This is a genomic window from Kitasatospora sp. NPDC023118 (genome assembly GCF_055560875.1).
In genome coordinates this window covers 1-11,901 of the sequence record NZ_JBVHHW010000002.1, presented here as the reverse complement: position 1 = coordinate 11,901, position 11,901 = coordinate 1, and the positions used below count along the sequence as shown (strand labels likewise).

Genomic DNA, 11,901 nt, shown 5'->3' with positions numbered 1-11,901 from the left:
CTTGAGTACCAGGACCACCTTGATCACGGGCATCGGCAGCCTGGTCACCAACGACCCCGGACACGGCACCGGGCCGCTCGGCCTGCTGGCCGACGCGGCCGTGGTGGTCGACGGCGACACCGTCGCCTGGGTCGGCCCGGCCGCGCAGGCCCCGGCGGCGGACGAGCGCTTCGACGCCGAGGGCCGGGCGCTGCTGCCCGGCTTCGTCGACTCGCACGCCCACCTGGTGTTCGCGGGCGACCGCACCGCCGAGTTCAACGCCCGGATGTCCGGGCAGTCCTACTCGGCGGGCGGCATCCGTACCACGGTGGCGGCCACCAGGGCGGCGAGCGATGCCGAGCTGGAGGCGAACCTGGCGGGGTTCGTCCGGGAGGCGCTGAGGCAGGGCACCACCACCATCGAGTGCAAGTCCGGCTACGGGCTGACGGTCGAGGACGAGGCCCGGGCGCTGCGGATCGCCGCCCAGTACACCCCGGAGACCACCTACCTGGGCGCGCACATCGTGGCCCCCGAGTACGCCGAGGACCCGGCGGGGTATGTGGAGCTGGTGACCGGCGAGATGCTGGACGCGTGTGCGCCGCACGCCCGTTGGGTGGACGTGTTCTGCGAGAAGGGCGCGTTCGACGGGGACCAGGCACGGGCTGTTCTGACGGCGGGGATCGAGCGCGGCCTCACCCCCCGAGTGCACGCCAACCAGCTCACGTACGGGCCGGGCGTACAGCTCGCGGTGGAGCTGGGGGCCGCCTCGGCGGACCACTGCACCCACCTCACCGACGAGGACGTGGCGGCGCTGGCCGGTTCGGCGACGGTCGCGACCCTGCTGCCGGGGGCGGAGTTCTCCACCCGTGCCGAGTACCCGAGCGGACGCCGGCTGCTGGACGCGGGCGCGGTGGTGGCGCTCTCGACGGACTGCAACCCGGGCTCCAGCTTTACGAGTTCGATGGCGTTCTGCATCGCGGTGGCGGTGCGGGAGATGGGGATGACCCCGGACGAGGCGGTCTGGGCGGCCACGGCGGGCGGCGCCCACGCCCTGCGGCGCAGTGACGTGGGGACGGTCGCGGTCGGCGCGCAGGCGGACCTGCTGCTGCTGGACGCGCCCTCGCACGTGCACCTGGCGTACCGGCCGGGCGTGCCGCTGACGGCGGCGGTCTGGCGAGCAGGCGTCCGGGAGGTCTAGGACCCTTAGACGGCCCCCGCGCCCCCGGGGTGGCGGGCGCGGGGGCTTCGCGTTCAGGGGGTGGCGGTCAGATGGTCGAACTCGCCTGCCTTGGCGGCCTGGAGGAAGCTGGCGAAGGTGGGGCGGGTGGTCCGGACGATGACATTACCTTCGTCGGACTCACGGAGTTCGACCAATTCCTCAACGGTACGGATCTCGACGCAGTCGGAGTTAGCGCCGGAGTAACTGGACTTCTGCCAGGTAGAGTTAGGCATACTTGCTCTCCATATCTTTCTTGATCGAGCGAATGAACTCTCGGGAGTCATCTTCTGAGAGAGCCGCCGAATCGAGCCGAGCGAGCATGGATCGAAACCTGGCGATGTGAGCCGGTGCATCGAAGAGCACGTTGCCAACGCTGGAGTCCGCCTGCACTGTGTCGAGCTCCGGAATCGGACCTTCGACGTACGTGAAGTTCTCATAGTTGAGTGGAAGCGCGTCGACGTCGAACAGCACGACTCGAACCGAGATGGTCGACCGCTCGGAGTCCTCGGTGAGGCTCCGCAGCTGTTCGGCTTGAATCTTCGGCCCGCTGAACTGCATGCGTAGGGCCGCCTCGTGGATGTAGGCGGAGTACGGTGTTGCGCCGGATCGCACGACGTCCTGCCGCCGCATCCGAAATGCCGTTCTCAGATCGACCTCGTGGCGCGGGAGGGGCGTCAGGGATCGATCGAAGACGGCAGAGGTGTATGCATTGGTCTGGAGAAGTCCGGGAATGAAGGCCATCGTGTAGGTCGAAAGCCCGTGAGCATGGCCTTCCATCTCGGCGACCTCAAGGAAGTCGTCCGAGACTGTTCCACGGTGCTCCTCCCACCAGCCGCCCTTGTCACGATCCGTGATGATCTCCGCCAGGGCCTCGACCAGAGGCTCGTTGGCGCACATGCACAACGCGGCGATCATGCGAAGGCGTTCGACGCTGATACCTGTCTTCCCGCTCTCCATCTGCGTCACATGGGCAGGGTTGATGCCCAGGGCCCGGGCGAGTTGGCTTCCGCCGAGTCCGGCTTGCTCCCGCATCCTGCGCAGTTCGGCACCCAGCCGACGCTGGCGGAGAGTTGGGTTCGATCGAAGCGCCATGGCGTCCTCTCTGCAGGTCGTGGGTTCAGTCTGCCGCAGAGAGACTGCCACGTTAGAGGGAACTTCCCTCGGTCCGCCACAAATCTGTGGCGGACCGCGCTATCGTCGTTCTCAGCTCGATTCGACGGATCGTCAGTAAGGCCTGTTTTCAGGGCAGTAGGCGCCTGCTGCCCGCGCACCGAAGAGCAACCGCCGCCCCGGTCTGGCTCACGGTGACGACCGTCCTCACCTCTCCCACGCCACAGCCTCACGGAGGTTCCCGTGTGCACCCGTAACACCCCCTCGCTCTCCCTCTCCCGCCAGGCCCTGCGAGACGCCATGACCCGCAGCGGCTGGGACGCCGAGACCATCTTCAACGCCGAACTCGCGCTGATGGAGCTCATCGCCAACGCCTGGCGGCACGCCGACACCCCCGCGCCCGTCGTCTGGTTCTCCCTCCTCAACGGCACCCTCCGGGTCACGGTCTCCGACGAGAGCGACGCCCTTCCCCAGTCGCGAACGTCCTCCGACCTCGTCGAGACCGGTCGGGGCCTCCAGCTCGTGGAGGGCCTCACCCACCGCTGGGGCGTCGACCCCCAGAAGCGCGGCAAGACCACCTGGTACGAGCTGGACTCCAGCGCGTGACCCGCGACCCCATCGCGCCGGGCGACCCCCGGATGCGTGACTACACCGAGCCCCAGATCACCTCGCTCCTGGGCGAGTTGCACCTGCGCGGCCTGCCGTACGGGTTCCTCTGGGGCTCCGCCTCGGCCGGCGAGACGACCCTCGACGGCCGCATCCTGATCGACTTCGGCAACGCGCCGGTCAGCACCCTGCTCAACCTCCTCCACCTGCTCCGCGACCTGGAGAGGGACGAGGCGTGGCACCGGTGAAGTTCTTCGTCGGCGCGATCCTCCTCGCCCTGCTCGCCCTCGCGATCGCCACCGTGGCCCTCGGCGTCCTCGCGACCCTCAGGATGCCCCGCTCCGAGGAGCACAACGACCAGCCCTGAAACACGCGAAGGCTCGCGCCCAACGGGTGAGTTCCGCCACGCATTTGCCGCTTGTAGCCGCGTCTTTCGAGATCGGCATCAAAGCAGTCGGCCGAGCTCTGAGTGCACATCTCGCGCATGAGTACTCGTACTCATGCGCGAGATGCCGCTGCCTGTTTCAATCGGCTCCGGCAGGGAGCGCGAGGCCCGTGGTAGCAGAGTGGGGGGGAACACATGACAGATCCTGGTCCGGCGAACGAGTTCAAGGTCAACCCGGCCGAGCTGGACGGCTGCGGACAGAGCGCGCAGCACATCGGGGGTCTCATACCGGGCGAGACCTCGAAGGTCACCGAACCGTCCAACCAGGCCGCCGGCAGTCTGACAGGCTGGCAGATGGCCACCGCCATCCGAAACTGCCAGACGAACTGGAAGGCGCTGCTGGACAAGCTCGGCGGCGACATGGGGGACGTCGGCACCAAGCTCGCCACATCGGCCACCTACTACCGCCAGGTCGACAAGAACATCCACGCGAGCCTCAGGGATCCGAACGCGCCGACGGACGAGCCCGATCCCTTCGGCACGGTCGTCGTCCCGGGCCCCGTGAAGCCCTACAGCGCGAAGGCGGCCGAGTAAGCGATGGACATCAAGACGCTCTACGACGCCAACATCAACAACATCACCGTCGCGAAGAACGCATACGACGCCCTCTTCACCGCCTTCGGCCAGCACATCGAGTCCTGGCAGCATGAGGTCGTCGACCGGCTGACCAACTCACACTGGACCGGGACGGCCTCCGGCCACGCCCACACCCGCATCCAGTTCCTGGGGACCGAGCTCCAGGCGGCAAAGCAGGAACTCGGCCTCATCAGCAAGGCACTCTCCGATGCTGCCGAGGGCATCGCGGCGGCGCAGTCCCACCTGATCAGCGCGCTGGACGACGCCAAGACCAACAAGATGACCGTGGCCCCCGACGGGCGCATCACCTGGGACAACGACCCCCACTCCGCCAACTACGCTGGCGACAAGGCCGACGCCACCGCACAGGAGATCAGCAAGCGGATCGCCGCCGCGCTCGCCGAGGCCGACCACGCCGACCAGACCATCAGCGCGCGGCTCGGCCATCTGGCCACCAATGCGAGCAACGGCATCGGGCTCGACGCCGCCACGGCGAAGAGCGACCAGGCCGCCGCGGACGCGCTCAGCCAGATCCCCGCCGCCGGCACCGACCCGAACAGCGTCAAGGCGTGGTGGAACGGCCTCACCGACGCTCAGCAGCAGCGGATGATCCTCACCGGCCATGACAAGATCGGCGCCCTCGACGGCATCCCCGCCGTCGCCCGGAACCAGGCCAACCTGATCAACCTGCAGCAGGGCAAGCAGGACCTCCAACGCCAGCTTGACGGCCTCGGCCCCGAGCCGGTGAAGACCCTGGCGACCTACAACGGCCAGCCCATCAAGAACCCCGACTACGACGAGTGGAAGCGCAAGCACGATGACCTTGAGGACAAGATGCACGGTGTCAAGGCCATCGAGGACCGGCTGCACCAGCCGGTCGACGCTGACCACCCGCCCACGTTCCTGCTCGGGTTCGACACCAAGGGCCACGGCCACGCCATCGTCGCGGTCAACAATCCGGACACCGCCGACAACGTCTCGACCTACGTCCCCGGCACTGGAGCCCGCCTCGGTGACAGCCTCCGCAGCGACATCGAGCGGTCGGATCTGATGGTTGCTTCGGCGAACTCGGCCAACAAGAAGGTCGGCGACCCCGCCACCACCTCCTCGATCACCTGGGTCGGCTACGACGCACCACAGTCAATCGTCCCCGATGCGGCGATCGACATCTACGCCAAGGCCGCCGAGGACAAGCTGCACAGCTTCGAGACCGGGCTCCGCGCCACGCACGAGGGCAAACCATCGAACAACACCATCCTCGGTCACAGCTACGGCACCACGACCGTGGGTTACACCTTGCGTGACAAGGGCCTGCCGGTCGACAACGTCGTCCTGATCGCCAGCCCTGGCGTCGGCGTCGAGCACGCCCGTGATCTGGGTGTCGACCCGTCCCACGTCTTCGCGGCGCAGGGCGACAAGGACAGCATCAAGTACGCGTTTCCCGAGAGCCTCAACGGGCCGGCGAGCAACATAGACAACAACGTCGCCGTTGACCTCGGAATCACTGACAACCCCGACCACCACGTGGCCTACGGGCGCGACCCGAGCGTCTCGCAGTTCGGCGCGCAGATACTCCCCACCAGCCCGGGGACGGATCACTCCGGCTACTGGGACAACAACTCTGCGTCCCTCATCGCGATGGGACAGGCCATCGCGGGAAAGCCGATCACATGAGCACCACGATGCGCGCCTCCGCAGCGTTGTCACTGACCAAAAGGTCCGCGGTCGCAGCCGTGCTGGGAATCACGACGCTGGCCCTGAATGCCTGCGGAGTGAGCACGCTGCAGGAACGGTCCAAGCCCACAATGACACTGGACCAGACCAAGAAGCAGGTCGACAGCTACCTCGCAGATATCCTGGCCAAGCTGCCGATCAAGCCCACGGCGAGCTCGGGCGACTTCAGCGATCTGGAATGCGAGGCCAACGACATCGGTCCGCATGGCAGAACACAGACGAGCCGAGGATACGACTTCGGGGACGTTCCGTCCGCCACCAGGGCCGAAACCGCCAGTGCATTCCGTGCCCTCATGACCGAGCGGGGTTTCCAGCCGGTAGCGGACGCCCCCAACTTCCACCCGGACTGGATCAAGCTCAAGAACCCCAAGGACAACTTCCTCGCCGTCCTGGACGGGGTCTCCGACGCAAGCCGCAACGTCTCCCTAAACGTCAGCTCACCCTGCGTCTGGCCCAACGGCACCCCGCCGGCCTGATCCGACTTCCTCCCGTCGGCCCGCCGCTCCCGAGCGGCGGGCCGACGTCTTGTATGCGCCCTAGACGCGGACGATCTCAGCTTGACTGGGATCGTCCCTACGCGGCTCCACCGGACGAAGATGCCCGTGGAAGGGTTCTGGATCTTCGACACGGCTCAGGTGAATGTGGAGCTGGTCTCCGGGCACCTCACCCTGACGCAGCCCAGCGAAGTGGCCATGTACGCCGACACGTTCGCCGTGCTGGCGGACATGGCGGTATACGGCTCGAAGGCCCGTGCGTTGATCACGGCTGTCATTGATGCGATCGGGTGACGTCGTGCAATCTCGTAGAATCACATGGATCCCAACTCGCCTGCCCTCCTGGCGTGTTGCTATCGGTTACAGCGACTCCGGGACTGACCGCAGATTCCCGCTGCACGCCCCGTCGAGCCATGCCGGCTCGTTGGGGCGAAGTAGGGCTGTCACAGACGCCGACTGATCGACAATCAGGCAAGTTCCGCACTGACCCGGACGTCCTCAAGCGGCGCGAGTGCTGCGGGCCCGGTAGCCGTCGACGGTCCGGCTGATCCCCACCAACGTCCCTGCCGTAGGGAGCGGTACCCGGCTTACGTAGCCGACTCGGGTCACCGACCCCCACAAGTTCCTCCCAGTCCGGGGAGGTTGCTCCATCCATCCAGCGAAGGGAGATCGCAATGTCCGTGATCACCAGCGACACCGAGAACACCGAGGTGACCGAGGCCGTGACGCTCGGCGAGGGCGCCGCTGACACCATCCGGGGCAACGTCCGGGCGTTCCTGGGCGAGGACAACACCTCGATGATGGGCGGCTGGACCAGCTGACGGCCGACCTGAGCGCCTGAAGTAGTCGCGTGCCCGGCCCCACCTCAACTGGGGCCGGGCACGCGCTTCCCAAGCATTCCAGCGAAGGAGCGAGTGTCCATGCGTTTCCTCAACATCCACCACGTCCGTGAGACGATCGGCCGACTCGTGAGCGCGGTCAACGAGCAGCCCCCGCCGACCGCCGCGGACCTCCCGGCCGCATACCGGAGTGTCATCTCCGCTCTCCGCCCGCTGCCGGTGGAGGGCGAGGGCATCTCGCTGTCCTTCAAGGACAGCGAGTGGGGCAGCTACCTGATCGAGAACAGGACCTTCGAGAACATCTTCGAGGGACTGGAGAACACTCCGGCCGACCTGCGGGAGCGGTGGAAGCGCGACTTCTCCGTGGCGCTCCTGCACACCAGGGACCTCGTCCCCGACCTCGGGGCGCTCGTGGACCTGGTGGTCACCAACGTCGTGATGTTCAGCTCGACCAACAAGGGCGGCGGCACCGGTTCGACGCTTCCGGGCCTGGTGAGCATGAGCCCCGGCGACGAGTGGCGGCCCCACGACTACGCCGAGTCCCTGGTGCACGAGACCGTGCACCTGAACGTCTTCCTGGCGGACATGGTGTACCGCCTCTACACGAGGCCAGCCAAGGAGTTGGAGGCCGACGAGTTCCGGGTCGTGTCCGCAGTGAAGTTCGGACAGATGCGCCCGCTCGACAAGGCGTTCCACAGCGCGGTGGTGGCCCCGCCCCTCATGCTCATGCAGCATCTGAGGGGCGAGACCGAGTTGGTGGACAAGTTCCGCCACTCGATCCGCGAGTGCACGGACGGTCTGCTCGGCAAGCTGGACCTGTTCACGCCGTACGGCCAGGGGATGGTGCGCGAACTCGCGGCCTTCGCCGAGACGATCGACTTCGACCTTGTCATCCGGTCGATCTCGGGCCAGGAGTTCGCATACTACGAGCTGCCTGTCGCCGCTTAGGGTTCGAACAGGATGCCGGCCTCCCTGGCGAGGCTCAGGGCCAGCTCCATGGATCCTGGGCCTCGCACAGTGGCGCCCTTGAGGTGCGAGGCACCTCCGACATCAACGAGTGTGCAGTTGTCGAAGCTGACACCGGGCTGAATGGCGACGTTGGCGAACTGGGCTCCGGTGAGGTTGCACTTCTCGAATCGGACATCGCGGAGTTCGGAGAACTCAAAATCTGCCTGGGAGAGATTGCACTCCCTGAAGACCACCGTTTTGAACTTCGCGTAGCGGAACAACGTGCTGTCTGTCCGGGTGCCCTCGAAGAGGACGTCACGGAAACTGTCGTTGCTCCAGGACGACCCGGTGAGCCGGCATCCGGTCACCGTGCTTCGGAGGATGGACACGTCCTGTGTCCGGACTGTGGCGAAGTCGCAGGTCTCGAAGGTGATGTGAGCGAGCACCGACCGGACCAGGTGCATCCCGGTGAATCGGACGTTCTCGAAGGCGCATTGCTCGACTTCGACTGCTTCGCCCGCTCGGCCAGCGAGGCTCAGCCCGCTGTATTGCCTGCCTTTGATCGTGGCGTCGTCCTCAAAGTCGTGGTCGGGCAATTCCGCAGGTCGCAACGCAACCTGAAATCGCGGAGTCATGGGATTCTTCGGGCGAGAATTTTCCTGAGTCATGAAGGGAGCCTCGCGCAGTTATCGGAGTGGAGGAAGCGAACGCTAGCACTTAACTGGCGCATAGAGAAAGGCAGTTGAGAATACAGGGGGTGTTGCAGTCCTATAGCTTGTTTTGAGCTGTTGAAATCCCCCAGGGGCCCTTTCCGGGAGATTCCCAGGTCATTGCAACACGTGGTCGGCTTGCTCCCGCTATACCAGCACCCCGCCTCGCTCTTCCCGGGCAACCCGCACTCCCACCGCCGGTACCAGGCTGGGGACTTCCCCGTCGCCGAGCACGCCCACGCCCACACGATCAAGCTCCCGGTCTGGCATCGTGAGCAGGATCTCGAACTGGCCGAGCAGTACGTCCGCGCGGCCATCAAGATCAGCGACCATCACAAGGAGCTGCTGTGACTGTCGCCTCCCCCGAGTTCGTGGCGGGCCTCGTTGCCGACGCCGAAGCCGCCGGCATCACCGGCTTCGTCGCCGCCGCCGTGATCAACCACGACGGGCGGGTCCTGCTCGTGCGCCGAAACCCCGACGACTACATGGGCGGCCTGTGGGAGATCCCTTCCGGGACGGTCGAGGCCGGGGAAACCATCCTGGACGCCCTGTACCGCGAGACCAGCGAGGAGACCGGTCTGACCATCGACCAGGTCACGGGCTACATCGGCTACTTCGACTACCAGAACAGTCGTGGCGGCACCACCCGCCAGTTCAACTTCGCCGTCACCGTGGAGAAGACCGAGCCGATCGTCCTGACCGAACACGACGCCCACCAGTGGGCCCGGCCCGGCAATCTGCCCGAAGTCAGCGACGCAGTCCGAAGCCTGATCAAGCGACCAGCGGGACGCACAGAGAGGCGGGCCCGCAGGGGCTCGCCTCCGCGCTGGTGGCCGGCGGCACGCTGTCCTCGGACTGGCTTCCGTCCTTCCGGGCCGTACCCCGCGAACTGTTCGTCCCAGATCGCATCTGGCCGGGCATCGCGGACGGCGCCCGACAGAACCCCGTGGTGTACCGGTCGCAGGACCCGGAGGCGTGGCGGAGGGCGGTCTACTCGGACATCCCGCTGACCGCGCAGTGGAGCGATTTTGTCATGGACTTCGAGAGCGGCCCGCTCCCTGCGCGCAGGGAGCGGGTCGCTTCGGTGTGCCGGTCAGCCGAAGGGCAGGACCTGGGTGCTGCCACCGGCCAGGATGTGCTGGTACTCGCTCCCGCCGTTGAGTGAGCGGTAGTTGATCACCGGATCGCCGGCTCGTACGAGGGTGGTCGCACATCCGAGGCACCAGGGCTGTGGCGGCTGCACGTCGAGATCCTCGATCACCGCAGGAGCGGAGCACTGCGTGCAGTCCGCCATCGCGTCCTCCCCGGGGTCAGGCCCAGGTGGAGCCGCACGCGGTGCAGCCCCATCGGCCGTCCATGGTCTGGTAGGTGGCGCCCGATCCGCAGACCGGGCAGGTGCGGGCGCTCGGCTCGTCGACCCGCTCCAGCAGGGTACTGGGCGTTGGGGTGGCGGTGGGCTCGATCTCGGTGACGGGCTTGTCGAGCAGGATGGTGCTCATGGCGTCTCCCCTCGGGATGGAGTGGCAGAGGTGCGCCGGCCGGGCATCACCCAGGGAACTCGGCTGCGGTCCAGAGGTGGATGCCGTCGGGGGGCTCCCGCACGCCGTGTGCGTGCCCCGCACACCCCGTGCACGCCCTGCTTGGGGATGCCGTCCTGTCGATACGGTTGCCACTCCACGCAGTCGAAGGGCGACACCGTGTCACGTCAACGTCAGCTTGGGGTGGTCATCAGGGCCGCTCGGTGTGCACGGCGGATGACTCAGGCCCAGCTGGGCCGGGCGTGTGGCTACTCGGCGTCGGCGATCAGCCGGGTTGAAGCGGGCGTGCTCCGGCCAACCGAGCAGGCGCTGCTGCGGATTGCCCAGGCGTTAGACCTGTCGCTTGACGCCATTGGCCTGGGTCGACCGGCTACGCTGGCGCGGGATGTGACCCCGGATCAGGAGGACGCCATGCTCCGCAGGCAGCTGCTCGTGGCCGGCATGGCGGCAGCTGGGGCGTCAGTGCTTTCATCCGCCTCCGCTGCTGCCGCGCGCCCGGATGCATCAGCCCGGATCGTTGGGGCCCTGTATGAGCCCGGACCCTCTGAACCCACGTCGTTGCAGCAGCTCAAGGCATCGCTGACCTCGGCGCGCGCACAGTTCACGGCGGCCCGCTACCGACACCTCGGCGACTTCCTGCCCGGCTTGTTGGGCTCGGCGCAGGCGACCCGCGAGGCCCTGTCCGGCCGGTCCCGCGAGGAGGCCCATGGGTGCGTGGCCCGTGCCTGGGTGCTGGCGACGGAGCTCGCGTTGAAGGCTCACTCCGACGTCGCGTGGCCGGCAGCGGACCGGGCTCTGGCTGCGGCCCAGGCCAGCGGCGATCCGGTGGTGCACGGGGAGGCAGCTCGGGTTCTGGCGATCACGATGCGACGTTCAGGACGCCCGGCCGCCGCCGTCGATCTCCTGCGTCGCACCGCTGACTCGCTCTCCCAGGACCGAAACGACGTGTCCTGGGCTGTGGCGGCGACCCTGCTGATGACGTCCGCCTACACGGCTGCGTGCGGGCAGCGCCGAGGCGAAGCCCTCGACCTCATGTCGGGTGCGGCGGACGCGGTCGATCGGGTGACCAGCGCCAGGTTCCGGCCGAGCATCCCGCTGTTCACCGTCGACGCCACCAGCCCGCAGGTGGACCTGTACTGGATTGGCGTACACACGGCGCTGGGTACCCCCGACGAGGGAGTGCCGTACGCGGTGCGTATTGCGCCGGGACAGCTGCCGACCGCCGAGCGCCGGGCCCGGTACGGCACGGACTGCGCGCGCATGTGGCACCACCTCGGCGACCACCGCAAGACGTTCGCGTCGCTGCGGTTCACCGAGCAGGTCGCCCCGGAGGAGGTGCGTCGGCCGGCTCTGCGGGCGCTCACAGCGGACCTGCTGTACGCGCCGGTCACCGTGGCCGGCGTGCGGGAGCTTGCCGCGCGCACAGGCGTCTCATAGGGGCGGCGGCCCCCTGCGAGGAAGACGCTGCTGGCGAATGAATGACCAACAGCGTCCCGCTGTAGACCGCGTACGACGTTGTACCGGCCGTCCTCCCGGACCTCGCCGGTCAGCCAGGTAGGTGCTCTGCTGCCCGTGGAGGCACTCAAGGACAAAACGGCCTGCGGGGACACTTGAGTTCTAGCGGTCCTCGCAACACCCCAGCTCAGGGGATGCGATGGACTTCGAGATTCGCGACCGCTCGGTCAACCAGGGGGCACGTGCCC

Annotated in this window: 17 protein-coding genes and 1 pseudogene; 13 read left to right on the top strand and 5 right to left on the bottom strand. The window is 67.3% G+C overall.

Features of this window, described 5'->3' with window-relative positions; translation table 11 throughout:
- The first annotated feature begins 1 nt into the window (after nt 1).
- Nucleotides 2-1,177 (top strand): imidazolonepropionase, encoded by a 1,176-nt coding sequence (gene hutI, locus ACZ3UD_RS02465; protein WP_465581431.1) that lies wholly within the window; start codon nt 2-4, stop codon nt 1,175-1,177.
- A gap of 53 nt (nt 1,178-1,230) precedes the next feature.
- On the opposite strand, the gene ACZ3UD_RS02460 is transcribed toward hutI, so the two are convergent.
- Both ACZ3UD_RS02460 and ACZ3UD_RS02455 read right to left on the bottom strand, forming a co-directional pair.
- On the bottom strand, nt 1,231-1,431 hold the full coding sequence (locus ACZ3UD_RS02460; protein WP_465581429.1) for a DUF397 domain-containing protein: 201 nt from the start codon (nt 1,429-1,431) through the stop codon (nt 1,231-1,233).
- Nucleotides 1,424-2,290, bottom strand: a complete 867-nt coding sequence (locus ACZ3UD_RS02455; protein WP_465581427.1) for a helix-turn-helix domain-containing protein — start codon at nt 2,288-2,290, stop codon at nt 1,424-1,426. The genes ACZ3UD_RS02460 and ACZ3UD_RS02455 overlap by 8 nt, the downstream gene beginning before the upstream one ends.
- A 261-nt stretch (nt 2,291-2,551) precedes the next feature.
- Here ACZ3UD_RS02455 and ACZ3UD_RS02450 point away from each other — a divergent pair, with 261 nt between their 5' ends.
- The 9 genes and pseudogenes from ACZ3UD_RS02450 to ACZ3UD_RS02410 all read left to right on the top strand — a co-directional run bounded on the left by ACZ3UD_RS02450 (nt 2,552) and on the right by ACZ3UD_RS02410 (nt 7,950).
- Nucleotides 2,552-2,914, top strand: a complete 363-nt coding sequence (locus ACZ3UD_RS02450; RefSeq protein WP_465581425.1) for an ATP-binding protein — start codon at nt 2,552-2,554, stop codon at nt 2,912-2,914.
- Nucleotides 2,911-3,162, top strand: a complete 252-nt coding sequence (locus ACZ3UD_RS02445) for a hypothetical protein (protein WP_465581423.1) — start codon at nt 2,911-2,913, stop codon at nt 3,160-3,162. The genes ACZ3UD_RS02450 and ACZ3UD_RS02445 overlap by 4 nt, the downstream gene beginning before the upstream one ends.
- Nucleotides 3,150-3,281 carry a hypothetical protein gene (locus ACZ3UD_RS02440; protein ID WP_465581421.1) on the top strand — a complete coding sequence of 44 codons (132 nt, stop codon included), beginning with the start codon at nt 3,150-3,152 and terminating at the stop codon, nt 3,279-3,281. Before ACZ3UD_RS02445 ends, ACZ3UD_RS02440 begins: the two co-directional genes overlap by 13 nt.
- Before the next feature lie 213 nt (nt 3,282-3,494).
- Nucleotides 3,495-3,893, top strand: coding sequence for a WXG100 family type VII secretion target (locus tag ACZ3UD_RS02435; RefSeq protein WP_465581419.1), 399 nt, complete (start codon nt 3,495-3,497; stop codon nt 3,891-3,893).
- Between the two features lie 3 nt (nt 3,894-3,896).
- The gene (locus tag ACZ3UD_RS02430) at nt 3,897-5,609 is read left to right on the top strand and encodes an alpha/beta hydrolase (RefSeq protein ID WP_465581417.1); all 1,713 of its coding nucleotides are present in this window, start codon (nt 3,897-3,899) and stop codon (nt 5,607-5,609) included.
- Nucleotides 5,606-6,145 carry a hypothetical protein gene (locus tag ACZ3UD_RS02425; RefSeq protein WP_465581415.1) on the top strand — a complete coding sequence of 180 codons (540 nt, stop codon included), beginning with the start codon at nt 5,606-5,608 and terminating at the stop codon, nt 6,143-6,145. The genes ACZ3UD_RS02430 and ACZ3UD_RS02425 overlap by 4 nt, the downstream gene beginning before the upstream one ends.
- A gap of 87 nt (nt 6,146-6,232) precedes the next feature.
- Nucleotides 6,233-6,457 (top strand): annotated as a pseudogene (locus tag ACZ3UD_RS02420) (transcriptional regulator); the annotation flags it as partial.
- 380 nt (nt 6,458-6,837) lie between these two features.
- Nucleotides 6,838-6,984 (top strand): hypothetical protein, encoded by a 147-nt coding sequence (locus ACZ3UD_RS02415; RefSeq protein ID WP_465581413.1) that lies wholly within the window; start codon nt 6,838-6,840, stop codon nt 6,982-6,984.
- 99 nt (nt 6,985-7,083) lie between these two features.
- On the top strand, nt 7,084-7,950 hold the full coding sequence (locus tag ACZ3UD_RS02410; RefSeq protein ID WP_465581411.1) for an aKG-HExxH-type peptide beta-hydroxylase: 867 nt from the start codon (nt 7,084-7,086) through the stop codon (nt 7,948-7,950).
- Here the strand turns inward: ACZ3UD_RS02410 and ACZ3UD_RS02405 are convergent.
- Entirely contained in the window at nt 7,947-8,546 is a 600-nt protein-coding gene (locus ACZ3UD_RS02405) for a pentapeptide repeat-containing protein (protein WP_465581409.1), read from the bottom strand. The two genes, ACZ3UD_RS02410 and ACZ3UD_RS02405, sit on opposite strands and share 4 nt — an antisense overlap.
- Nucleotides 8,547-8,798: 252 nt before the next feature.
- Here ACZ3UD_RS02405 and ACZ3UD_RS02400 point away from each other — a divergent pair, with 252 nt between their 5' ends.
- Nucleotides 8,799-9,011 carry a hypothetical protein gene (locus ACZ3UD_RS02400; RefSeq protein ID WP_465581407.1) on the top strand — a complete coding sequence of 71 codons (213 nt, stop codon included), beginning with the start codon at nt 8,799-8,801 and terminating at the stop codon, nt 9,009-9,011.
- Nucleotides 9,008-9,670, top strand: a complete 663-nt coding sequence (locus ACZ3UD_RS02395; RefSeq protein WP_465581405.1) for an NUDIX hydrolase — start codon at nt 9,008-9,010, stop codon at nt 9,668-9,670. Before ACZ3UD_RS02400 ends, ACZ3UD_RS02395 begins: the two co-directional genes overlap by 4 nt.
- Before the next feature lie 83 nt (nt 9,671-9,753).
- Here ACZ3UD_RS02395 and ACZ3UD_RS02390 read toward each other — a convergent pair whose 3' ends face one another.
- On the bottom strand, nt 9,754-9,954 hold the full coding sequence (locus ACZ3UD_RS02390; protein WP_218198576.1) for a hypothetical protein: 201 nt from the start codon (nt 9,952-9,954) through the stop codon (nt 9,754-9,756).
- Nucleotides 9,955-9,970: 16 nt separating this feature from the next.
- Complete coding sequence (locus ACZ3UD_RS02385) at nt 9,971-10,159, bottom strand: hypothetical protein (RefSeq protein WP_465581402.1); 189 nt, start codon at nt 10,157-10,159, stop codon at nt 9,971-9,973.
- A gap of 255 nt (nt 10,160-10,414) precedes the next feature.
- Here ACZ3UD_RS02385 and ACZ3UD_RS02380 point away from each other — a divergent pair, with 255 nt between their 5' ends.
- Nucleotides 10,415-11,635 carry a helix-turn-helix domain-containing protein gene (locus ACZ3UD_RS02380; protein WP_465581400.1) on the top strand — a complete coding sequence of 407 codons (1,221 nt, stop codon included), beginning with the start codon at nt 10,415-10,417 and terminating at the stop codon, nt 11,633-11,635.
- The last annotated feature ends 266 nt before the right edge of the window (nt 11,636-11,901 follow it).